The sequence below is a fragment of the Candidatus Leptofilum sp. genome, from assembly GCF_965223525.1.
Classification (GTDB): Bacteria; Chloroflexota; Anaerolineae; order Promineifilales; family Promineifilaceae; genus Leptofilum.
On the sequence record NZ_CBDCWX010000005.1, the window covers coordinates 1888105 to 1911726 of the forward strand.

Consider the following 23622-nt stretch of genomic DNA (forward strand, 5'->3'; position numbering starts at 1 on the left):
TCTATTCGTGCCATTCGTGATTATAAAAGTGCGAAGAAGAACTGAACGCGAAAATAACAAAGGATTATCCTATGAAAGTTCGGCTGCTGTTTGTGATTGGTTTGATGACTTGGTTTATTTGGGGAAGTGCTATTTCAACTGAACAGTTAGATTCCATAGACGATGTGACTGCGGCTGAACGGTTTATTCCAGAAACGGCCGTACTCGCAACCATCAGCGGCGAGATGAAAACATGGCATCCGCTTACCCTTAGCTTCAATGGCCCGGATACCGATGAGCTAGCGACCAACCCCAACCCGTTCACCGATTATCGGTTGCAGGTCACGTTCACCGGGCCGCAAGGGCAAATTTACGAAGCCCCCGGCTTTTACGCCGGAGACGGCAACGGTGGCGGGGTGGGGTCTGCGTGGCAAGTCATCTTTGCCCCAGACACGCATGGCGTTTGGAGCTATGAAGCCTCCTTCCGCACCGGCGATGATGTGGCTGTTGATTTGAATCCGTTGGCGGGAACGGCCGTACATTTTGACGGCGAAACCGGACAATTCACCATAGACCCCGTGAAATGTAATGCCCCCGGCTTTTTGGGGCTGGGACGGCTGGAATACGCTAACAATCATTATCTGAAGTTCCGGGACGGTGGCTACTGGATAAAAGGCGGCACAGACAGCCCCGAGAACTTCATGGGCTATCATGGCTTTGACAACACTGTGGATCAGGGCGGCCTCGTTCCAGATTTTCTGCACGCCTACAGTAATCATGTGGCCGATTGGCAGCCCGGCGACCCAAACTTTGTCAGCGAAGACAGCGGGGCGGATGCCAAAGGCATCATCGGCGCACTCAACTATTTGTCTGAAAAGCATGTTAACTCTATCTACTTTTTGCCCATGAATTTGGGCGGCGATGGGCAGGAGACCTACCCATTTGTATTTGCCGATGGCACCGCCTACAGCAACACCCATTACGACATTAGCAAGCTGCGGCAGTGGCAAACCGTGCTGGAACACGCCCAGCGCAAGGGCATTGCCATTCAAATGGTGCTGGCAGAAACCGAAGTGCCAAACTACAACTTTTTGGATGATGGTGGCTTTGGCGTGGAGCGCAAGCTCTTTTTCCGCGAAATGATTGCCCGATTTGGCTACCTGCTGGCTATCAAATGGAATCTAAGCGAAGAAAATCGCTTTCCCGTGGAAACGCTGCGGGCTTATGCAGATTACATTCAGGCACTGGATTGGGCAGGGCATCCCATCACGGCACACACCTATTTAGACACACCGGGCAGCCCCCATTACAGCTATGCCGACATGGTAGGCGATCCCCGCTTTTCAGCGACTTCGTTCCAATACAAATGGGAAACTGCCAATGACTTTCTGGAGACCTGGCGCACCAATTCAGCCAATGCGGGTCGCCCCTGGGTGATTGACATGGATGAAAACAATAACAGCCTGATCAGTTCCAACGAGGATGTTTTGCGGAAGTCGGTTTTGTACCAGGTCTATTTTAGTGGCGGAAACATTGAGTGGTACATGGGGTATTGGGACTTGCCGCTGGGGGGCGACATGCGCCTGGAAGATTTTAGCACCCGCGAAAAGATGTGGGATTTTATGTGGTATGCTCGGCGGTTTATGCAAGAAAATCTGCCGTTTTGGGAAATGCAGCCAGCAGATCATCTACTTTCTGGCGAGGCTGACACGTACAACGGGGGGCAGGTGTTTGCCAAAATTGGGGAAATTTATGCCATCCACCTACCGGAAGCGTCTCAGGCTGCTACTTTGGATTTAACGGCCGTTTCTGGCACGTTCACTCAGCAATGGTTTAATCCGCGGACGGGTGAATTTGAAGGGAGCGCAAAAAATGTGGCTGGCGGTGGCCTTGTCTCGTTGGGCTTCCCGCCTAATAACAGCGCCGAAGATTGGGTGATCTTGCTCAAAAACACAAGCCCTCCTGGTTTGCGGGTTGAGGGTGCTGCTTCCTTCGCCACCTATTTACCGCTGGTAACTTACCAATGTGATTTTGGATATTGAGCTAGCGCATATTGCTTGGCGCAGAATACAAAAGTCTAGGTTCTTCCCTGTTTTTCAGCCATCTTCCATAGACTTTTGTATTCTTATTCTAGAGTAAGTTATGTTGCGTTTGTGGAGGACGGCCGTATACTTCGCGGCTATAAAGTAAAAGTAGAGGAAATTTTGTAATGGAAAGTTGGCGTTCATTGCGTTGGCTCATGAACTGTTTGACGGTTATGCTTTTGCTGGCGATAGCAATTGCAACCCAATCCGCCCCGGCTTCAAGTTCGCACTTTGTTTACCTACCGCTCATTCAGTCACCAGACATCTTGCTGCCCTCAGAAGAAGTAACCGTGCAAATTACGCCCGGCACTGGCTTAAACGCCAGCACGTTCAATGTTGGCTCATTTGTTATCACCAATTCTGCGGCCAACAGCGAGCGCATCAGCAAAATTCGCCTGGATTTAAGCAGCGCCTTTTTACCAGACATGGTTTTTGATCCCAACGGGGTGGCGGGGGACACGACGGCCAAAAATTTACAGGTGGATAGCAACGCCTCGGCATACGTCAGCCACGCCTTTCTCTCGCCGCACGACGGCGGTTTTGACATTTTAGAAATCAACTTTACCGGGTTTGGCCCTGGCGAAACGTTCACTTTTTCTTTGGATGTGGACCCAACTAGCATCAAGGGAACGGCCGCACCGGGGCCCAATGAGTCTGGCAGCGTGTCTGGGCTGGAACTGGTGGGTACGGCCGTTACCGTAACAATGGCAGATGGAACGGTGCTGAACGGTGAGATTTTCCGGGAAGAGGGCAGCAACGGCGGGGGCGAACTGCTGCTGCGCGAAGGGCTGCTGGCTGCCCCAACATTGGAACTGGTGGGCGGCACAACCCCGCCCGCCGTGGTGATGCAGGCCAACCAAACCGTGCGCGTAACCGGGGAGCCAGGCCGCACGGTGCGCTTGCTTTTGGTAGAAGGGGGGCTGTTTACAACGGCCGTTCCCAACGGTGGCTTCGATCTAGACCCCTTTGAAGCCAATAGTGCGCTCAAAATAACAGAAGCCTCCGGTGTCATTAGCTATGATGGCTATGTTGATCTGCCCATCACGCTTTCGCGTTCCCAGGCAGAGGGCGGGCTCAACTATATTGTGGCCGTCCAGGAAGATAGTTTTGGCAATAAAGGCTTTGTATCTGCACCAATAGTTTTGGAATATGTAGTGCCCTGACCTGGATAAACTAGAAAAGCTTTTTAGATGTAACTTGTCTGCATTCAAGTTGGAGGGGAATCACATTTATGAACCATAAAAATTACCGACTTCACGGGCTTATTTTAATGGCCCTGTTTTTGATGATGGGGATTGTCATTGCGCCTACGGAAAAAGTAACGGCCGTAACCCCAGCAGAAACAACCGGCAGCTCAGAAACGGTGTATCTTCCCATTGTTGAAAGTTTTAGAGCGCCATCCAGCCTCTCATTTGAACCGTTTGCTACAGGCTTCACCACCAGCGCCATCACCGATATTGCCCACGCGGGAGACGGCCGTTTATACGTAGCCGAGCGCGAAGGTAGAATCCGTATTGTGGAACCCAACGGCACGCTTGTGGCCACACCGTTCCTGGAAATTACGGATCGTGTTGCTGCCGCCGAAAATTGGGAATTGGGGCTGCTTGGGCTTGCCTTTCATCCCAACTACCCAGCAACGCCTCAAATTTTTGTTGCCTATACCAGAGAAGGTGATTTTAGAATTGTCATTTCCCGCTTCGATGTTGACCCCGGCAATTTGGATCAAGCTATTAAATCAAGTGAAGCAAACTTGCTCACCATTGCCAAAACGCCAGACAGCGGCGAACCGTCTGGTATAAGCCCGGTACACAATGGGGGAGACCTCAGCTTTGGCCCAGACGGGTATTTGTATGTGGGATTTGGCGATGGCGGCCCTGATCCCCACTTTGGCAGTACAGATCCTCATGACCCGGCCAATCATGCCCAGCGAACAGACGTGCTTTTAGGCAAAATCATTCGCATAGATGTAAATCCAAACACGTCCGGCAATCTTTCGCCAGATTGCCCGGGGTTTAACCCAGCCAACAATTACTCTATCCCGCCGGATAATCCATATATTGGCAAAGATGGTTGTGATGAAATTTGGGCCGTCGGTTTGCGTAACCCCTGGCGCATGAGCTTCGACGCGCTCACGGGGGATCTATACATTGGGGACGTTGGTGAATGGATTTTTGAGGAGATTGACTTTATTCCGGCTGGCGAGAGTGAGCAAAACTTTGGCTGGCGCTGCTGGGAAGGTACCTTTGACCAAACTGTGCCCGGTGAGGGTCATCCGGTTTATGCCGATAAATGTGGCCCCGCCGGAGATTATGATTTTCCCATTTTTGAATATGATAGTTCTGGTGCCCATTGTGCTGTAACGGGCGGCTTTGTCTATCGCGGAACCGAGCATGAAAGTTTGCAAGGATTTTATGTGTTAGGCGATTTTTGTACAGGCGACTTGTGGGGAATTAAGCAGGTAAATAGTGGTAACTGGGTTTCGGTTTCCCTGGGGAAGGCGGAGTTTTTGTTGAGCACCTTTGGCGAAGGGGTAGACGGCGAGCTGTATGCAGGTGGCTACCTGGAAGACACCTTGTACAAAGTCACTGTTCCCTAGTGCTGTGTAAGCCACCTTTTGTGATTGTCATGCCTGCGAAGGCAGGCATCCATCTTTAGTGAAGGAGTGGATTCCCGCATTCGCGGGAGCAACTGTGATAAAAGTCAAGAGCAAAAAGCGCATTTCGTTAAGCTGATATCCAAGCAGAGCCATCACGGACGATGGCATTCAAAATGGTTAACAATTTACGCATACAGGCCGTGAGAGCGACTTTGGGGAGTTTTCCTTTCGCAATCAAACGGTCATAAAAGGCTTTGAGAACCGGGTTATAACGAATGCCTGAAAGAGCAGCCATGTACAAAACAGAACGAACATCTGAACGTCCGCCAAAAATATGGCGTCGTCCGCGAGAACAGCCGCTGTCCCGATTGAAGGGAGCCAGGCCAACTAAGGCGGCGATTTTTTGTCGAGACAATGTACCCAATTCGGGCAATTCAGCCAGCAACGTAAAGGAGGTGACCTGGCCCACGCCGGGCACGCTTTCTAAACTGGTTCGTTTTTCGCGCCATTGGGCATTTTTGTTGGTCCAATCATTGAGGTCTTCCTCAATTTCAGCTAATTCAGTAGCTAACCAATCCAGGTGCTTCTCCAAACGAGGCCGCAATTCTGGATTGACCGTGGTGTGCCGATTCTTCTCGGCTGTTTGCATATCGATCAGTTGGCGACGACGCGTGACCAATGCTTTGATGAGCTGCTGGTCTTGCGTCTTCAAAGTACGTACCTCTGGACGGACCGCCTGGGCAAAGCTGGCAATCATCTGGGCATCGATCTTGTCTGTCTTAGCTACTTGCCCTTTGGCACGAGCAAAGTTACGCACTCGTGTCGGGTTGACGACGACAATGGGCAGAGAGGCAGCGGCCAGTTCTGTAACCATAACTTGCTCGAATCCACCGCTGGCCTCAACCACTATCAAGGTGACAGCCGTTTTCGTTGACATTATTTCCACCAGGGTGGCGATACCGGTTGCGTCATTATCGTGTCGCAACACTTCTTCGATTCCCCACTGGGCTAAATCCAGGTGGTTTTTGGAAACGTCAATGCCAAAAAAGGTTTCTTCGGTTTGCTTTGCCATCAGGTACTCCTTTGTGACCCGCACTAGCAATGATACGGACTGCAATGTCCCAACAACTGTTCGGGTTCTCGCTGAATCTCTTGGCTCGGTGACCTGCGCTCCTGCGCGGCTGGTTGCCAATGACATCGGCCTACCAAGCTGGAGCAATCCTAACAAATGGTCGCTTTTTTGGCTGCTTGTTTTATCTTTTTCACGATGGGCCACATCTCCCGCACGGTTTCTTGCACCTAATGACAGTCGGCCTTTCGTCTTTGCTTTATCATACTAATGACAGTTTGTACGAGGATTTGGTTTGCAGAATACCAGAAAGTTTATCTATTAGGCGAGGTGATAGTTAAAAAACCGACCTGGTAAGCCGCAAATGGTTGGGCCTGGTTGTTGATGCTCACGGGGAGTCGCACGGCCGTTTCAGAATTATACAAGCCAACGTAAAGTGGGTAGCTGCCGGAGGGTAGCTCCGGGGGCAGGATGAGCCGGTACGTGTCCGTAAACTGCTCGCCTGCTTCCCAGAAGTCGGTGGGATAATCGCCATTGAGCGGGATGCCATCCGCCTGTGCCAGCGGTGGCTGCGTCTGTTCCCCCAGGTGAATGAAGGTGGTTAACTGTTGCTGCGGCGGTGAGATAATTTGCCACATCAGCGTTATGCCAATCTGATCGCCGACCACGGCCGTTTCCTGTGAAAGCTGTACGCCAACCAATTCAATACCGTCACCCAGGGTGGCAACGGCCGTTTGCGCCGCTGGCTGTGTGCGAGAAGTTACTTTGAACGGTGGCAGGGCGGTTCTATCCGTGCCGTCCAACAAATGCACAAAGGGGCGCACCAGCGTGGGCGTGCTCATCTCCGGCGAGAGTTGTACCCAAAAACTGTCTTGGTAAATTTGGTTTGGTTGCCACAGGTTGGCGGGTAAACGGCCGTTGCCATGATAAGATAACAGCTTCCCCACCAGCTCCTGTTCTCGCCCAAAAAGTTCAATAACCAGCGTAGGCGGTTCAGTGGGAATGGCGTCCGCGCGCCAAGTAAGCGTGATGCCTACGTAGTCGCCGGGATGTGCGGCCGTTTGCTCGATGTGGGCGGCTAACAGCTCAATCCCCTCGCCGACTGGCTGGTTGAGAACGGCCGTTTCCACCATCTCCAGCTCAGATAAAGTTGTTGCGATAGGTTGCGGCGATCCCAGGGCAGACGGGATCACAATCCCCAGACTGTAGAGCGTCGTCAATAATGCAACCATCGCCAAAAGAGGAAACAGCCAGCGCTGCCGCCAGCCAGAAAGCCCAGCCACCAGCAGCTGCACAACTGCCGCCAACGCTGGAAACAGCAAACGCCCCTGGTCGGCAGACGTTTGCCGCGTGAACTGCACCCAGCCCACAAAGACCAGGCCAAACCAGCTACCCAACACGAGCCACAGCAGCGACCTTGCTCTGGAGCTATTGCGCCAGCCGCGTAGCTGCCACGCGCCGCCCACAACCGCCAGGGCGACGATGCCCCCCCACAGCCAATGAATCCAAATTGGCGGCCGTACCGTCATCCAGCCAAAAAAGGCGATAAACGAAAGCCACACGCGATCCAGATCGGCCAGTACTTGTCCCAAACTGTACGCTCGATTGCCCCCAGCCAAAGCCACAAATTGGTTAACGGCCGTTACATCCCCATAAAGTAGCCAGTTCCGCACCAGCCACCAACCGCCCACCAGCAATGCAGGCAGCACAACCGGCACGGTCGCCTGCCAGACCAGCCGCTTTTTTTGCCAGCTTTGCCGCAAAACCAGCCAGCCCACCGCCCACGCCAGCAGCAAAATACCCGTGGTCTTAGCCAGCAAGCCCAGTCCCAGCGTGATGCCCAGCACCAGCAAACGGCCGTTTGTCACCCGCACCTGCCACAAAAAGAGGAGTTGGTAGAGAACGGCCGTTGCTACCAAAATCATCAGCGGGTCGTTGGAGACGCTGCCGTGCAAAAAGCCAAACTGCGGTAAAAACGCCACCAACGCCGTCGCCAGCAGCCCGTTCTGCGGCGTATCGGGCCAGATGAGTTGGGCAGATTGGTATAGAAAAATGAGCGTCCCTAGCCCTAGCAGTACCGATAAAAAACGCACCAGATGCACCGCCAGCGCCATCCCCTGCCACGGAAAATTCCTTTCAGTTGCGAGATGAATAAAGACGTTGGCGTTGTCGGGCGTATTGGCGTTGCCCAACTGCACATACGGGTTCGGCCATAAGGCGTCTTCGGCATCTCCTACGTCTACCGGAGCGATGATTAGGGCTGCCAGCAAATAGTAAAGTGGCGGCTGGGCCGCTTCCTGCCGCGCCAGCCCCGGATTTTGGTCACTGCGGGGCAGCTCGCCCGTTTGCCGAATATTCAGTGCGTTGAAGAAGTGATGATGCTCGTCCGGCGCCTCAAACAGCGGCGTAATCACGCTGTACCCCGCGCCAATAAGCAGATAAAGTCCCAAAATGAGCCATAGCCAACCTTTTTTCACCGCGCTTTTTGGTTGTTGTTTCATACGGCCGTTACGCGTCCCCGCTTGCCTTGTCTAATTTGTTTGCTTTAATACTGTCTATAAAAAACAGGTTCCGGTAGGGGCAGACCCCCGTGTCTGCCCAATATTTGGGCGCACACGGGGATGCGCCCCTACCACACAATCATGCCTTCGGGAGAGGAGATTTGCAATGAATTCAACCGATAGAAGATCGCTTGGCAAACTAATACCTTTACTGGTTATCTGTATAATTACCATTTTTACTGTCACTCTATTTAGTCAAATGGCAAATGCTAGGTCTAGTGGCATCGCTGGCTTATCTGGTGCAAGCGGTAGTCACTGTAGCGTTTGTCATGGAGGCGGTACAGAACCAACCGTCACTATTTCCGGTCCAGCGGTTGCCTTTACTGGTGAGGTTTTTACGTACACTTTAACTGTCGCAGGTGGGCAAGAGATTGCCGCTGGGCTTGATGTGGCTGTTACTGGCGGCGTACTGACCGATACGCTGGCCGGTTCTCTTTACACTAAAATTCTCAGTGGTGAAATCGTTCATGAAAATGGAGATGATACCCAAAAATCGTCTCCCAACTTCCCTAGCTACGACGGCCATGACGGTGGGCCAAAATGTATCAACAGCAGTTGCACCGAGGTTCCTGGTGGTGAGGTAACCTTTACTTTCAACTGGGTGGCTCCCGCAACGGCCGAAACCGTCACCATGTATGGTGCAGGCAACTCGGTTGATCTCAGCGAGGACACCTCAGGCGATGCTGCCGCCACCGACACGCTCACCATCACCGTCATTGACCCCGCCACGCTGACAGAGAGCCTTTATTTGCCGCTGATTGTGACTGATTAAGGGTTTTGGGTCGTGATATTGCGTAGCCAGCGGTTTTACGCAATACGCACTACGCAATTCGTGAAATTCAAAGTTACGGATTAACGATTTCTAACCAGCCAATTTGCAGCAGATCGGCGGGTTGGCGCGTGCCAGCGACTGTTAGCGGCAGCCGCTCAACTGTGTCGCTGTTGTACATGCCCAGCCAGAGTGGGTAACGGCCGTTCTCCAAATCCCCCGGCACTGTCAACTGATACTGATCGCTGAACCGCTGCCCCGTAGCCCAGACGCGAGTGGGGTAGTCGCCAGCCAGCGGCGGGCTGTCCCCCGTGGCCAGCGGTGGCTCGCCCGGCTGCGCCAAATGCAGCAGCGTGGACGACGCTGCCTGGGGCGGGGCGATGACCTGCCACGCTACCTTGACCGTGATTGTTTCGCCCGGTTGCGCCCGCATCGTTGAGACGATCACGCCAGTCACCTGCACCGCGCCCCCAATTTCTGCCAAAACCATTTCGGCTGGCTCTGGCCAACGGGTAGGCAGCACCACCACCTCGCCCACCCGCACGCTGGGCGCATCCGGCGTCGTCTTGTCTACCAGACGCACAAAAAGCTGCGCCAGCACGGGCACTTCGGCCACATCTGTCAAGCGAACCCCCATCTGGTCAGCCACAATTTTGCCAACGGGCCATTCTGTAGCGGGGAACAGGCCGCGTCCGTGGTAGCTGTGGCTGTTTGCCAGCGGTTCCAGTCCGCGACCCAGCACATCTACCACCAACTCCGGTGCGATTTCAGGCACCGCGTCTGCCTGCCAGTAGAGGGTGAAGTTGATGGTATCAGAAGGAACGGCCGTTTCTGTCTCCATCTCAATCCCCAGCAGCGATAACTCATCGAAGCGCAAATTTAGCGGCACGGCAGTCATGGGCAAGCTATCTACCAGCGGCGGTAGGGCATATGCCGGGCGGATAACCCCAAAAAGGCAAAAAAGCGTGGTTGCCAACGCTGCCACCGGAGCCAGCCAATCGAGCTGCCGCCAGCGGTTTAGTCCCGCCGCCAGCCCCAGCGCCAGCGGCACAATCGCCGGAAACAGCAGACGCCCTTGCGCGGCAGGCGTTTGCAGCATGAACAGCAGCAGCCCAGCATACACCGCCGCCAGCCAGCCAAACAGCAAAAAAGGCAAGGAGATTAGAGATTTTTTCCAGTCTCTAGTCTCCAGTCTCCAGTCTCTAATACCTCTCACAAGTCCCAATAAAGCCACTCCTGCCACCACATTCCAAACCGCATACACCCAGGCGGGTGCCAACAAGTTGAACCAACCAAACACGGCAAAGGTGGAACGCCACAGGCCGCCACTTTCGCCCAAAACTTGCCAAAGCGTAAATTCCCGGTCGCCCCCAGCAATGCGGATGAACTGATTGGTGGCCGTCCAGTCGCCGTAAAGCTGCCAGTTGCGCCACCACAGCCAGCCCGCAATGAGCAAAACGGGGAAGATGATGTAGACGGCCGTTTCCCCCATAAAAATCAATAATCTGCGTCCATCTGCGAAATCTGCGGATTTCTCTTGGAAATGGCGCACGAACAAAAACCCAACGGCAAAAACCAGCAGCAGCACCCCTGCATTTTTGCTCAACGCCGCCAGCCCAATAGTAATACCCAGCAGCAGCAACCGTTTAGGCGTGGGCTTGTGCTGCCACAGCCAAATAAGCTGCCACAGCGCCAAGCTGCACAAAAAAATCACCAGCGTGTCGTTGCTAACGGCCGCATGTAAAAAGTTAAACTGGGGCAAAAAGGCAACGATGGCCACGGCCAGCAGCGGCAGCCGCGCATTTTGCGGCCACAGCAGCCGAGCGCAGCCGTAAATCGTCAGCAGCGTCCCCAGCCCCAGCAATGTGGAAAAAACGCGCAGCAGGTGCGCCGCCAGCACATACCCCCGCCACGGCCACTGCCGGGCGGCCGTATGCACCACCTGATTTTTGTTCACTAGCGCAGCCGCATTGCCAATGCCTTGCGTACCAAATGGATTCAGCCAGACTTCCTCACGGGCAGTGCTGGTGTCAATCGGGGAAATCAGTGCCGCGCCGAGGATGTAGTATAGTGGCGGCTGAGCTGCTTCCTGGCTCAGCCAGGGGTCATATTCTTCTTCAACAATTGGCAAAGATTTATTTTCGGCGATGTAGACGGCCGTAAAAAAGTGCCAATGTTCGTCCGGGGCTTCAAACAGCGGGTTCACCACCCCATAAGCCAGCGTGATGAGCAGGTACAGCCCCAAAATGAGCGTCAGCCATCGTTTAGAACTCATGGCAGGCTGATCTCTGTAAGGATGAGCTGGTTGTCTGGTACGGGCTGGTCATTTTGGGTGACAGACGGCCGGGCAAACGTTTCCGGCTCAAATAAGCCCATGCGGAGGCTGTATGTTCCCGGTGGTAAATCGGGCGGCAGCGGCAGCCTGTGCGGGTCGGTGATGATTTCACTGGCTCGCCAGCCGGTGGTGGGACGCAACCCGTCGGCGGGAACCAGATCGCGCTGGACCACAATTTCCCCAGCTTCATCTACCAAATGTACAAAAACAAACCAGCCTGTTGTAGGCGGCGTCACGGTTTGCCAGTAGAGCGTCACGTCTACCGCCTCTGCCGTGGCGTTCAAATAGTAGCTGTGAAGCAGAATGTTGGGACCAAAGCTGGCGTTTACCGGAATGGTTTCTGAGGGCAGTGCGGTTTCCAACTGCCAAGGGGTCACGTCAATCTCCCCAATCCCCACACCCTCCTGGGCAAATGGCCACCAGGACGGCCGTCCCGCCACAATTTCCTCATTTTCAAACAGACGCATCTCCAGTTGGTACGTGCCCGGCTCCGTTTCTGGTGGAAAGTATAGTCCGGTTGGCTCGCGCAGTAATTGGCCCGGCTGCCATTCCGTCAACCAACTTGCGCCAGGATGTCCACTTTGCTGCCGCAAAATCGTGCCATCGGGGGCAGTCACTGTCAGTTCGTAACGCAAATTGGTGAGCAGCGTCTTATTTTCCATTTGCCAAAAGAGGGTGAGGGGCAGGTTGTGACCGGGGCGCACGGCCGTTTCAGCTAGTTCAAATTCTTGCAGGTGCACCCCGTTGCCAAAGCTGGCGACGGCAGGCGGACGGGGCCAATCTGCCTCGGCGCGTAGGTCGGCGGGCAGGGTCAGGGTGGCCAACGGCTGTGGATCAGCCAAAATCTGAGGGATGTCGCTGCGCCAGATAGGTTGGGCCAGTAGCGAAAATTCGCCCGGCGGCATCCCGGTTGGCAGGGGGATGATGGTGCTGCGGCGGTTGATTGCGTTGGGTTGCCACGTTTCTGGTGGGTTAACGGCCGTTTCCGTCACTTGCCAAATCGAGCCATCTACCGTCGCTTGCAAGCTCAAGCGCAGGCCGTGCAAATTGGCAGGTGGACTGCCTTGCCAAAACAGATCGAGCCAAAGGGCTGCCTCTGCTAGCCGGAGGTTGCTGCTGAGAAGGGCGGGGTAGTTTTGCCAGAGGATGTTGTGGGAACGGCCGTCTGCTGGCAACCCATCTAGCACAAATGCAGCTGTGCTATAGGCGCGGGCGCGTACCTCCACCGTGTGCGAGTCGAAGAAGGTACTTTCTACCAGCAGCAAGTTCTCATCCAGCCAGCGGCGCACTATCCCGTTGGCGTCCCGCTCGTCGGCGGGCGGATCGGTGACCAGCCAGATGGTATCGTAAAGTTGGGCGAGTTCGGCTAGCTGGGCTGGGCTGGTAGTAGCCTGTCTCGGGTAAACGGGAGAGGCGGTCACGGCTAAATCAGGTCGCGTTTGGTAATGGGCGTGCAGCGGCAGCAGGATGGCGTTGTTGTACACAATCAGATCGTTGGTTCCGGCGCGGGCTTCCACATGCTGAATCAAGCTGCGAAAATCATCCTTGCCGAAACGGCCGTTAAAATAATTATCCACCGCCAAAAACGGACCAACCATCACCACTGCCAGCCCAATTGCCAACCCTACGCCCCAGGCCAGCCGCTGCAAACCTACCTTTTGGCGCATGAGACCTGTCAAGCCCACCAGCCCGTAGCCTAGCAGCAGCAAAAAGGCGGGGCTGCCCAGCATGATGTGGCGCACCCCCTGATACATTGGCTTGAAGAGCGAGCCTGCCATCAGCCCAAACACAATTGCTAATAGCCAGATGAGCAGAAACGGCCGTCGCCACCCCCCTTTGGCCTGCCAAAGTCCCACCATCAGCAGCAAAAACGCCCCAATGTTCAGCCCAATGATGGATGCGGCTTCAAAATCAACGCTGCGCCCCAGGGCAAAAAAGCGGATCACATCTTGCAGCATAATCCAGGGGGACACATCGTAAAAGTTAGCTTCGTAGCCGCTGAAAAAGCGGGGCAAGGTGTAGGGCACCAGCGGCGCAGCGATGAGCAAGCCCAGCACCAGCATCCCGCCCAGCAGTCGCTTGTACCCTTGCCGCCACAAAATGAGCAGCCAAAACAGCCCTTGCCCGGCAATGAGCAAAGCGGCGGTGTAGTGGGTGTAAAATGCCAATCCCGCCAGCAGTACGTAACTGAGCAACGGCCGTACTAGTTCTTTCACGGTTACAGTTTGGTTGTGGGCTTGCTGAATGGTGCGCCAAAGGACGAAGGAAGCGGCCGTTACCAGCAAAACAGCCAGCGTGTACATTCGCGCCTCATTGGCGTACCAAATTTGTAGGGGATTGATTGCCGTCAACCCCGCCACCGCCAAACCCAGCCAAACGCCCTGCATCCGCCGCCCCACCTGCGCCAGCAGGGGCAGCAGCAGCACCCCCGCCAGCAGTGACGGATAGCGGTAAGCAAAATCAGTTTCGCCCAAAAGCTGCCGCGTAAAATGAATAATTAAAAAGAAAAAGGGAGGATGGGTGTCGTTGGTAACCCCTTCCTGGATGATGATACGGTTGCTCAAAATTTCGGGAACGGTGTAGCTAGCCCTCAGCGGCGTCAGCCCTTCATCCGTCCAAAAGCTGAAAAAATCGGCATTTTGCAACCGTAACCCAAACGCCAACAAAATAAAGAGGACAGTTATCCAGCGGAATGTTCGCATTTTCTCCTGAAAATAGGACGCAGATTTCTCTGATTTACCTGATCGCAAAGCAGTTGTTTCATGACATCTTGGAAATCAGGTAAATCAGCGTTCCATTACAATATCTGGGGCAAGTTTATCCACACCGCGCTTAATCTGCACGTTGACGCAACCGCATACTTGTGATAAAAAACACAATCAAACAACTCACCCAAACAACAATGCTTCAAAACGGCCGTTTTTGATTGTGAATCGTTGGACAAATGGCCTGAGGTAAGGTATATTTTTGGCGCATTCCAGGGGTTCTGGCAGGTGTTGCCTGCAATCTTGATGAATGAGCTTCGCTGTTGTGGCGGGAAGACCACGCAGATAAAACGCAAAATCACTTGGTTAACAAAATCCAAAGATAAACTCTTCAACATATCTGGACAACACCTGCATATTTTTTCGTTGGCTAGGTAGGGAATTTTCAATTTATAGGAGGTTGGTGGATGGCAACCCTTGCCCCAGATTTTAAGAACATCACAGATTCACTTTTACAGCAAATACAAGATTTTGATCATCAAATTGAAGCACGGAGCGTTGGAACGGTAACGGCCGTTTACGACGGTGTTGCTTTGGTAGATGGTCTGGAGGACGTAAAGGCCAGTGAGCTGGTTGAATTTGCCAATGGCGTCGCCGGGCTGGCACTCGACCTTCAGGACGAAGTCGTCGGTGTCGTGGTCATGGGCGACTACGCCGAGATCGAAGTTGGCGACGAAGTACGCGCCACGGGCCGCATTGCTTCTGTTCCCGTTGGCGATGCCCTCATTGGCCGCGTGGTAGACCCGCTGGGCAACCCCGTTGATGGCAAAGGCCCCCTCAACACCAACAAAATTCGTCCCATTCAACGGACGGCCCCTGGCGTCATTGAGCGCAAGGGTGTAGATACCCCGGTACAGACCGGTATCATCGCCATTGATGCCATGTTCCCAATCGGCCGTGGCCAGCGTGAACTAATCATTGGCGACCGCCAGACGGGTAAAACGGCCATCTGCCTCGACACCATTATCAACCAGAAGGGCGGCGATATGCTTTGCATTTATGTTGCCATTGGCCAGCGCGTGGGGCAAGTTGCCCAAGTTGTAGACACGCTGGAACGGTACGGCGCGATGGAATATACGACTGTCGTCGTCGCTGGCGCATCTGATCCCGCACCGCTGCAATATTTTGCCCCGTACACCGGCTGCACCATCGGTGAAGAGTTCATGGACACCGGACGGGATGCGCTAGTGATTTACGACGACCTGTCCAAGCATGCTTGGGCGTACCGCCAGATGTCCCTTATTTTGCGCCGCCCACCAGGTCGTGAAGCGTATCCTGGTGATATTTTCTCCTTGCACAGCACTTTGCTGGAACGCGCCGTTCGTCTGCGCGACGAATGGGTCATCGTTGAAAAAGGCACCGAAGTGACTGCCGAGACCGAAGGTGTGAATGGCGAAGTTTACTTTGGTAATCTGGAAGAAGAACATTACGAAAAAGCCCTCAAAGAGATGAACGATGACAAGTACGAAGTTGTCAAGCGTCCGGGTACGGGTGGTTCCCTAACCGCACTGCCCATCATCGAGACTTTACTTGGTGACGTGTCTGCCTACATCCCCACCAACGTAATTTCCATTACCGATGGCCAGATTTTCCTGGAAACAGATTTGTTCAACGCTGGTCAGCGTCCTGCTATTAACACAGGTCTATCAGTATCCCGTGTGGGTAGTGCCGCTCAGAAGCGTGCTATGAGTAAGGTGTCTGGCGGTTTGAAGTCTGACCTCTCGCAGTATCGTGAACTGGCTGCTTTTGCCCAGTTTGGTTCTGATTTGGATGCGGCAACCCAGCGCCAGCTGTCTCGCGGTGAACGCCTGATGGAATTGCTCAAACAGGCACAGTACAGTCCGTGGCCATTGGAGCACCAAATCATGCTGATTTACGCAGGTGCCCGGGGTTATTTAGACAATGTAGCCGTGAGCGACATTGATCGTTGGCAACGTGAACTGGTGCGCTATGTTGATACCGCTCGCGCAGATGTCTCTGACCCGTTGAAGACAGGTGCCTGGAACGACGAAATTGAAGGCAACCTGCGGCAGGCGATTGAGGACTTTAACGCCAACTGGACGAGTTAAGCAATTAGGAGAGATTTGTGGCTACCGAACGCGAGTTAAGCAAGCGTATTAAAAGTATCAAGAATATCTCTCAGGTGACGAGTGCGTTAGCGGCCGTTTCTGCCTCCAAAGCGAATAAAGCGCAGCGGCAGGTTGAGGCGACGCGGGATTATGCTGGTAAAGCGTTTGAGATTTTGAACAATCTGGCGTCTCAGCCCGGCGTTAGCGAAAATGGACACCCATTGCTGACGGCACGTCCAAAGATTAACAAGATTGCCCTCATTTTGATGACGGGAAATCGTGGTTTGGCGGGTGCGTTTAACAGCAACATGGTGAGCTATGCTGAACGCTTTTTGTCTGCCTGGGATGTTCCCGTGGAAATTATTTCAGTCGGGCGAAAAGGGCGCGATTTGATGATTCGTCGTGGGTACAATGTGGTGGCGTCTTTTGACAACATCCCGGATTCTCCTTCGATTTTAGAAGTAACGCCGATTTCGCAGCTTGTGACAGATGACTTTTTGTCTGGCAAGGTAGACCAGGTTTTTGTTGGGTATACCGACTTTATTAATCTGATTGCGAGACGGCCGTCTATCAAACAGCTACTCCCCCTAAAACCAACCGACTTTAGCGATATGGCCGTGTCTGAATACGTCTCAGATGTAGATTTGACAGGTGTTTCAGACCGGATTTATGGGTATGAACCTGGGCCAGAGGCACTGCTAAACACAGTGGTTCCTCGGTTTACCGACTTGCAGGTGTACCAATCCGTTTTGGAATCACAAGCAAGTGAGCATAGCGCCCGGTACGTTGCCATGAACAACGCAACGGACAACGCGGCCGAATTGGTAGAGATATTGACATTAGAGCGCAATAAAGCGCGGCAAAGCAGCATTACCAGCGAAATTTTGGACATCGTCGGTGGTGCAGAGGCATTGGCACAAGGCTAGCAAGACAAAGAAGTTCAACTTCTCACGGAAGTTGAACTTCTAATATTTAGTTGGAGGATTACATGGCTACAGGCAAGATTTCTGCAATTCGTGGTGTGGTTGTAGACGTTGAATTTGCAGAAGAAGAAATTCCTGAAATTTACGAAGCCCTGAACGTCGCTACGGATGAAGGGGATTTGGTTTTAGAAGTACAGCAGCATCTGGGTGGTGGCCTGGTACGTACCGTGGCAATGGGTTCCACAGATGGCCTGCCGCGCGGGTTGGATGTGGTTTCTACTGGTGCACCAATTAAGGTTCCCGTTGGACCCGTTACGCTCGGCCGTATTTTTGATGTGGTTGGTAACTCGATTGACGGCCATCCCACGCCAGATTCCGAGCATTACTATCCCATTCACCGTGATGCGCCAGAGTTCCAGGATCAAAGCACAGTAATTGAAACTTTTGAGACCGGAATGAAAGTGATTGACCTGATTGCTCCCTTTATCAAAGGTGGTAAGACCGGTATCTACGGCGGTGCTGGAACTGGTAAAACAGTAACCATTGCTGAGCTAATTCGCTCCGTGGCGCGTGAGCATGAAGGTGTGTCCGTATTTGCAGGTGTAGGCGAGCGTACCCGTGAAGGAACTGATCTGTTCTACGAAATGCAGGAGTACGGTGTACAAGATTCCGTAGCCATGGTTTTTGGCCAGATGAACGAAACGCCTGGTGTCCGCCTTCGTGTGGCGTTAACTGGTCTGGCAATGGCCGAATTCTTCCGCGATGAAGGGCGCGATGTACTGCTCTTTATCGACAATATTTACCGCTACGTTTTGGCCGGGTCTGAAATGTCCGCTCTGCTGGGTCGTATGCCTAGTGCTGTGGGTTACCAGCCAACATTGGCAGCCGAAATGGGTGCATTGCAAGAGCGCATCACCTCCACCAAAAAGGGTTCAATTACCTCCTTGCAGGCAATTTACGTACCAGCGGATGACTATTCTGATCCTGCTCCCGTGGTTACCTTTGCTCACATCGACGCCAGCTTAACGCTGGATCGTGGTGTATTTGCTAAAGGTATTTTCCCTGCGGTTGATCCGTTGTCATCTTCTAGCCGTGCTTTGCAGCCAGACGTTGTTGGGGAAGAACATTACCGGACCGCACGCGAAGTGAAGCAGGTTTTGCAAACCTACAACGACCTTCAAGACATCATTGCCATTTTGGGTATTGATGAGTTGAGTGAAGACCAGAAGCTGTTGGTTGCTCGTGCTCGTAAGATTGAGCGGTTCTTGGGTCAACCGATGTTTGTAGCTGAGAAATTCCACGGCTTGAACGGGCAGTATGTACCGATTAAGGAAACCGTGCGCGGCTTCCGAGAAATTTTGGATGGCAAGCATGATGATTTGCCGGAACAGGCTTTTTATATGGTAGGTACTATTGACCAGGCAGTAGAAAAGGCAGAAAAACTACGCGCAACAGCATAAGCAACATTCATAGAAGAAAATAGCGTAATCAGTAGCAGGTAGCCAACCACTGGTTACTGGCTACTGATTACTGTCTAATGGTGAGTCTATGACAATTCAATGTGATATTGTGACACAAGAACGAACGGTGTTTAGCCAGCAGGTGGCGTCTGTCTCTTTGCCAGGCACGGAAGGGCGGATGGGAATTTTGCCCAATCACTCAGCCTTGTTAGCCACGTTAGATTTTGGTGATGTCTGGATACGTCATCCCGATGGTGAAGAGGAACATTTTGCCATTGGTGGTGGCTATGCCGAAGTGCAGCCGGATAAAGTGGTTATTTTAGCAGATTCTGCTGAACAGGCGGAAGAAATTGACCTGGAACGGGCTGAGAAGGCGCGTGAAAGAGCGCAGAAGGCGATGGAAACAGGCGTTGTTGATGATCCAGATCGGTATGCGCAAATTCAGGCTTCGTTGATGCGGGCACAAATTCGCCTGGATGTGGGCCGCAAACATGCGGGCCGTCGGCGACGTGAGTTGGCAACCGGGGCAATGCCTCCTCGACGGGATGAAGAATAATTGTGGCTATTTTTACGCCGTATGTGGCCATTGATTTGGGCACGGTGAATGTTCTGGTACATGATCAGGGTCGTGGCGTGGTGCTCCAAGAGCCTTCGGTTGTGGCAATTCAGGAGCATGAAAACAAAACAACGATTGTGGAAGTTGGTCGGGCAGCTAAAGAGATGTACGGCCGTACCCCCGAAGCAATTGAAGTGATACGGCCGTTGCGCGATGGCGTTATTGCCGATTACTTTGTCACCCAGGGAATGCTGGAATATTTCATTGGTAAGGTAGCTGGGCGGCTGCGCCTGCGTAAGCCAGTGGTGATGATCAGCGTGCCTTACGGCGTTACCAGCGTCGAGCGACGCGCTGTGAAAGAAGCGGCTCTGGCGGCTGGAGCGCGTGATCCGGTGCACCTCATTCCTGAACCATTGGCAGCAGCGATTGGGGCTGGGCTGCCCATTGGCACCCCAACTGGCAACATGATTGTGGATATGGGGGGCGGCTCTACGGAAGCGGCCGTTGTTTCCATGAATGGTATCGTCTGTGCCGAATCGGTGCGTGTGGGCGGTGTACACCTGGACGAAGCCATCATCAACTACATCCGCAAAAAGTACAATCTGGTTATTGGTGAACCTACGGCCGAAGCCATCAAAATCAAAATTGGGTCTGCCATTGATCTAGATGATCAGCTAGATATGCAGGTTCAGGGGCGTGATCAGGTAGCAGGCTTGCCCAAAACAATCACCATCAGCTCTAGCGAAGTGGTTGAAGCTATTTCTGAGCCGCTGGCTGCTATCGTGAACGTAGTACGCGCAGTTTTGGCCAAAACTCCGCCAGAACTCTCTTCTGACATTATTGATCGAGGGATGGCGTTGGCTGGCGGTACAGCCCTGCTGCGCGAAGTAGACACTTTGCTTACGCAAGAAACTGGCGTGCCAGCATATGTGGCAGATAATCCCATCGCCTGTACCGCGTTGGGTGCTGGTAAAGCACTCCGTGAACTGCCAATTTTGCAGCGGAGCGTAGAACTATAGTTATTACCCTAGCACAATTTGATCGAATTAAAAATTAAAGCCCCGGCATTTGCCAGGGCTTTTTCATTTACAAATATTTACTGGGAAAGCTATAAATAGTATGTCATGCGTTGTAGCTGGATGACCGGATCACTGTAGCTAATTTCTACACCGTCTGGAACATTGAGATGTATGGGAGCATAGCTCAAAATGGCGCGTACCCCAACGGTGACTAATCGGTCGGTGATTTCCTGGGCATAGCTAGCGGGAACAGCAATAACAGCGACTTTGACATTGTTCTGGGTGATAACGGTTTCCAATTCATCTACAGATTGCACGACAAGCTCACCCATTTGTTCGCCAATTTTGGTTGTGTCACTGTCAAAAATCCAGGAGATACGAAACCCTCGGTGCAAAAACCCGTGGTAATTGGCCAGGGCATGGCCTAAGAAACCAGCCCCAACCACGGCAACATCCCACTCTTGCGTAAGTTTTAGGATGTCACGAAGTTGATCGGTTAAGTAATTGATATGGTAGCCGGTACCTTGTTTACCGAATTCACCAAAATGGGACAAATCTTTGCGTATTTGGGCAGAACTGATGCCCAAACGTTTTCCCAGTTCATGGGAGGAAGTATTGAGCTTGCCTTCATCTTCAGCCAGCCGGGTTAGCTCACGCAAGTAGATGGGTAAACGGCCAATGACAATGTCTGGTATTTCCCTTGTCACAGCGTATATTCCTTATACAAGAAATGGAGAACTGAATAAATAGAAACAGTGCAATCAGAATATGGTAAGCTTGCTAGTTTCAGCTATCATTTTGTGATTTGCTTCACAATTTTAGCATAAGAAAAAATGCGTAGCAACTGCATAGGTTCTTCTGGAAATATGATAAATTGGAGAAAAATCTGTGCAATTTGCAACAATCTTGTATAATTTAAGGGATGGTTTTGCAAAGGTTTTGCCCAGGTATGGAGTGGTTTAAGCGATCAGCTAACAAGCATTAAGCAGCAAGGAAATGGTTAAAGACAGATGCGTAGAATAGCAATTATTGGCGGTATTATTGTTCTGGCTCTTATTGGTTTTTTTGTCATTCGTCAACAGCGGCAAGCGTCTGAAGAAAATCAGCTAGAGATATTGCGAGAGGCCACTGTTGAGCAGGGGGAAGTAACTGCGACGGTGAACGCGGTTGGCTCCATTGAGCCAGAGGCGTTGGTTTCTCTCACGTTTGGGCTGTCTGGCACAATCCAGCAGGTGAATATTGTGCGAGGACAAGCGGTGGCTGTGGGTGATGTGCTGGCTACGCTCAACACAGATGAACTGGCGTTGGCGGTGCAGCAGGCTGAGGATGCCTTGCTGATTCAGGAATTGACCTTACAACAGCGGCTAGATTCTGAACCAACGGCCGCAACGTTGGCAAGCGCAGAGGCAGATATTGCTGCGGCAGAGGCAAACTTAGCGGTGGCTGAGGCAAATCTGGCTTCGGCGGAAGCGGCCGTTTTACAAGCAGAGGCTCAAAAAGCACAATTGTTAGCCGGGCCGACGCCGGGCCAGGTTGCCCAAGCTGAGGCGAACGTAGCTGCGGCCGAATTGGCGCAAAAAAATGCCCAGGATGCCTATGATCAAACAGTTGAATGTTTTGAGGATCCGGCTGGGAATGAAGTGTGCCCCGGTTTAGGGGCACCGGAGGAAGCCGCGCGGGCGGCTTTGCAAAATGCCAATGCATCGCTGGTGGCGGCACAGGCAGCTTTGCAAGATGTGCGTACCTCAGCGCGTCCGGCTGATATTCAGTTGGCAGATGCGGCGATTGCGAATGCCGAGGCGGGGGTACAGGCGGCACAGGGGAATGTGCAGGCGGCTGAAGCCAATTTGGCGCGTGCAGTCGCGGCATATGACCGCTTGTTGGAGCCACCAAGTGACAATGAGATCGCAGTTTTGGAGGCGCAGGTGGCGGCTGCTCAAACAAACCTGGATTTAGCAGAACTACGGCTGGAGCAGTCGCAAATTGTGGCTCCGATTGCGGGGACGGTGGCCAACGTGATTATCAATGAAGGGGAGATTGCTTCTCCAGGTGCGCCCGCGATAACCGTTGTGAACGAAGAAGCGTTTCACATTACCGTGAGTGTGGATGAAATTGACATTGATGAGATTGCGTTGGGGCAGGAGGTTGCGGTGAGTGTGGATGCACTACCGGATACGGCCGTTACTGGCACGATCTCCGAAATTGCGCCCACCTCTGCCACATCTGGTGGGGTTGTAACTTATCTGGTTACCATCAACATTGACTCTGCACAATCAGATGCGCTGCGCCCTGGTATGAGCGCCAATGCTTCCATTGTGGTGGATGAGGTGGCAGACGTGCTTGTGGTGCCAAACTGGGCCATTCGGCTGAACCGGGAAACAGGCGAGGCGTTTGTGAATTTGCAGCAGGCCGATGGCACAATTGAAGAGGTTGTCATAGAAACTGGACTGCGGAATGAGCAGTTTAGCGAGGTGCTGGCTGGCCTAGACGTGGGTGACACGGTGGTGCTAACCAACGACCGCGAAGGGTTTAGCCTGTTCGGGTCTGAAGAATGATTTTTTTGCCACAGAGGGTACGGAGAGGAAAGAGATCAAACCTCTAAAATCTCTGTGCTCTCTGTAGCAAATTATAAGGTAGAGATGAACGAAAACGGCCGTAAACCCGTCATCGCCATTCAAGACCTCACCAAAGTGTACGCGATGGGTGAGCATGAAGTGCGCGCCCTCAACGGCGTGACGCTTTCCATTTACCAAGGTGAATTTTTATCAATCATGGGGCCTTCTGGCTCTGGCAAATCCACCATGATGAACATGCTGGGGGCGTTAGACAAGCCCACCAGCGGCACTTACCTGCTAGATGGCAGTGACGTGAGCAATTTAAGCGAAGATGACCTGGCCGATGTGCGGAATCGCAAAATTGGCTTTGTGTTTCAGAGCTTCAATTTGCTGCCGCGCACGCCTGCGCTGCAGCAAGTGGAGTTGCCGCTCATCTATGCAGGGGGGCGGCAGCGGGGTGCAAAGGCAAAAGCTGCCCTGGAGATGGTGGGTTTAGGCGATCGGCTGGATCACAAGCCAAGCGAACTGTCTGGCGGGCAGCAGCAGCGTGTAGCCATTGCCCGCGCTCTAGTAAATGAACCAGCCATCATTCTGGCAGATGAGCCGACAGGGAACCTGGATAGCAAATCCGGGATTGAGGTGATGCAGATTTTCCAGCAACTCAACCAGGAGCGGGGCATCACGGTACTGTTTGTAACGCACGACCCCTGGATTGCCCGGCACACCGGCCGGGTTGTGACCCTGGCCGATGGCAAGATTGTGCGGGATGAAGTGATAGATGAACCGTTAGTAGCTGGGCAGACGGAACGGCCGTCTGATACCCTGTTGCAGTAAAGTTTTCAAATGTTCAGGTGTTCACATGAGCAGTTGAGGCCCTGAATA

General features: G+C 53.0%; 16 protein-coding genes. 11 read left to right on the forward strand and 5 right to left on the reverse strand.

The genetic code is table 11. The features are described from left to right. Positions 1-71 precede the first annotated feature (71 nt). The 3 genes from ACOQPM_RS13765 (at position 72) to ACOQPM_RS13775 (ending at position 4659) form a co-directional block, all read left to right on the forward strand. Positions 72-2021, forward strand: a complete 1950-nt coding sequence (locus ACOQPM_RS13765) for a DUF5060 domain-containing protein (RefSeq protein WP_420629838.1) — start codon at positions 72-74, stop codon at positions 2019-2021. Between the two features lie 167 nt (positions 2022-2188). Then, complete coding sequence (locus ACOQPM_RS13770; protein ID WP_420629839.1) at positions 2189-3226, forward strand: hypothetical protein; 1038 nt, start codon at positions 2189-2191, stop codon at positions 3224-3226. Between the two features lie 68 nt (positions 3227-3294). Then, positions 3295-4659, forward strand: coding sequence for a PQQ-dependent sugar dehydrogenase (locus tag ACOQPM_RS13775; RefSeq protein ID WP_420629840.1), 1365 nt, complete (start codon positions 3295-3297; stop codon positions 4657-4659). Positions 4660-4786: 127 nt separating this feature from the next. On the opposite strand, the gene ACOQPM_RS13780 is transcribed toward ACOQPM_RS13775, so the two are convergent. Further along, complete coding sequence (locus tag ACOQPM_RS13780) at positions 4787-5731, reverse strand: IS110 family transposase (protein WP_420629841.1); 945 nt, start codon at positions 5729-5731, stop codon at positions 4787-4789. 311 nt (positions 5732-6042) lie between these two features. Then, entirely contained in the window at positions 6043-8229 is a 2187-nt protein-coding gene (locus ACOQPM_RS13785) for a glycosyltransferase family 39 protein (protein WP_420629842.1), read from the reverse strand. A 166-nt stretch (positions 8230-8395) separates the two neighbouring features. On the opposite strand from ACOQPM_RS13785, the gene ACOQPM_RS13790 reads away from it, so the two are divergent. Continuing rightward, complete coding sequence (locus ACOQPM_RS13790) at positions 8396-9061, forward strand: choice-of-anchor V domain-containing protein (RefSeq protein ID WP_420629843.1); 666 nt, start codon at positions 8396-8398, stop codon at positions 9059-9061. A gap of 73 nt (positions 9062-9134) precedes the next feature. On the opposite strand, the gene ACOQPM_RS13795 is transcribed toward ACOQPM_RS13790, so the two are convergent. Together ACOQPM_RS13795 and ACOQPM_RS13800 are read right to left on the reverse strand one after the other, a co-directional pair. After that, a complete protein-coding gene (locus ACOQPM_RS13795) occupies positions 9135-11333 on the reverse strand; it encodes a glycosyltransferase family 39 protein (RefSeq protein ID WP_420629844.1) in 2199 nt (732 codons plus the stop codon). Beyond that, complete coding sequence (locus ACOQPM_RS13800; protein ID WP_420629845.1) at positions 11330-14095, reverse strand: glycosyltransferase family 39 protein; 2766 nt, start codon at positions 14093-14095, stop codon at positions 11330-11332. Before ACOQPM_RS13800 ends, ACOQPM_RS13795 begins: the two co-directional genes overlap by 4 nt. A 470-nt stretch (positions 14096-14565) precedes the next feature. Here ACOQPM_RS13800 and atpA point away from each other — a divergent pair, with 470 nt between their 5' ends. From atpA to ACOQPM_RS13825, 5 genes are all read left to right on the forward strand, one after another. After that, the gene (gene atpA / locus ACOQPM_RS13805; protein WP_420629846.1) at positions 14566-16227 is read left to right on the forward strand and encodes a F0F1 ATP synthase subunit alpha; all 1662 of its coding nucleotides are present in this window, start codon (positions 14566-14568) and stop codon (positions 16225-16227) included. A 17-nt stretch (positions 16228-16244) separates the two neighbouring features. Further along, on the forward strand, positions 16245-17153 hold the full coding sequence (atpG, locus tag ACOQPM_RS13810) for an ATP synthase F1 subunit gamma (protein WP_420629847.1): 909 nt from the start codon (positions 16245-16247) through the stop codon (positions 17151-17153). Between the two features lie 62 nt (positions 17154-17215). After that, positions 17216-18610: a F0F1 ATP synthase subunit beta gene (atpD, locus tag ACOQPM_RS13815; RefSeq protein ID WP_420629848.1), complete on the forward strand. Its 1395-nt coding sequence runs from the start codon at positions 17216-17218 to the stop codon at positions 18608-18610. 88 nt (positions 18611-18698) lie between these two features. Further along, positions 18699-19166 (forward strand): F0F1 ATP synthase subunit epsilon, encoded by a 468-nt coding sequence (locus tag ACOQPM_RS13820; protein ID WP_420629849.1) that lies wholly within the window; start codon positions 18699-18701, stop codon positions 19164-19166. 8 nt (positions 19167-19174) lie between these two features. Beyond that, positions 19175-20185, forward strand: coding sequence for a rod shape-determining protein (locus ACOQPM_RS13825; protein ID WP_420630537.1), 1011 nt, complete (start codon positions 19175-19177; stop codon positions 20183-20185). Between the two features lie 89 nt (positions 20186-20274). Here the strand turns inward: ACOQPM_RS13825 and ACOQPM_RS13830 are convergent, their stop codons facing one another. Further along, entirely contained in the window at positions 20275-20892 is a 618-nt protein-coding gene (locus ACOQPM_RS13830) for a redox-sensing transcriptional repressor Rex (RefSeq protein ID WP_420629850.1), read from the reverse strand. Between the two features lie 303 nt (positions 20893-21195). Between ACOQPM_RS13830 and ACOQPM_RS13835 the strand changes: the two genes are divergently transcribed. Beyond that, the gene (locus ACOQPM_RS13835) at positions 21196-22740 is read left to right on the forward strand and encodes an efflux RND transporter periplasmic adaptor subunit (protein ID WP_420629851.1); all 1545 of its coding nucleotides are present in this window, start codon (positions 21196-21198) and stop codon (positions 22738-22740) included. 84 nt (positions 22741-22824) lie between these two features. Beyond that, positions 22825-23574 (forward strand): ABC transporter ATP-binding protein, encoded by a 750-nt coding sequence (locus tag ACOQPM_RS13840; RefSeq protein WP_420629852.1) that lies wholly within the window; start codon positions 22825-22827, stop codon positions 23572-23574. The last annotated feature ends 48 nt before the right edge of the window (positions 23575-23622 follow it).

Coding starts and splice junctions, on each gene's coding strand:
- ACOQPM_RS13765 (WP_420629838.1), top strand. CDS start 72: ATGAAAGTTCGGCTGCTGTTTGTGATTGGTTTGATGACTTGGTTTATT.
- ACOQPM_RS13770 (WP_420629839.1), top strand. CDS start 2,189: ATGGAAAGTTGGCGTTCATTGCGTTGGCTCATGAACTGTTTGACGGTT.
- ACOQPM_RS13775 (WP_420629840.1), top strand. CDS start 3,295: ATGAACCATAAAAATTACCGACTTCACGGGCTTATTTTAATGGCCCTG.
- ACOQPM_RS13780 (WP_420629841.1), bottom strand. CDS start 5,731: ATGGCAAAGCAAACCGAAGAAACCTTTTTTGGCATTGACGTTTCCAAA.
- ACOQPM_RS13785 (WP_420629842.1), bottom strand. CDS start 8,229: ATGAAACAACAACCAAAAAGCGCGGTGAAAAAAGGTTGGCTATGGCTC.
- ACOQPM_RS13790 (WP_420629843.1), top strand. CDS start 8,396: ATGAATTCAACCGATAGAAGATCGCTTGGCAAACTAATACCTTTACTG.
- ACOQPM_RS13795 (WP_420629844.1), bottom strand. CDS start 11,333: ATGAGTTCTAAACGATGGCTGACGCTCATTTTGGGGCTGTACCTGCTC.
- ACOQPM_RS13800 (WP_420629845.1), bottom strand. CDS start 14,095: ATGCGAACATTCCGCTGGATAACTGTCCTCTTTATTTTGTTGGCGTTT.
- atpA (WP_420629846.1), top strand. CDS start 14,566: ATGGCAACCCTTGCCCCAGATTTTAAGAACATCACAGATTCACTTTTA.
- atpD (WP_420629848.1), top strand. CDS start 17,216: ATGGCTACAGGCAAGATTTCTGCAATTCGTGGTGTGGTTGTAGACGTT.
- ACOQPM_RS13820 (WP_420629849.1), top strand. CDS start 18,699: ATGACAATTCAATGTGATATTGTGACACAAGAACGAACGGTGTTTAGC.
- ACOQPM_RS13835 (WP_420629851.1), top strand. CDS start 21,196: ATGCGTAGAATAGCAATTATTGGCGGTATTATTGTTCTGGCTCTTATT.
- ACOQPM_RS13840 (WP_420629852.1), top strand. CDS start 22,825: ATGAACGAAAACGGCCGTAAACCCGTCATCGCCATTCAAGACCTCACC.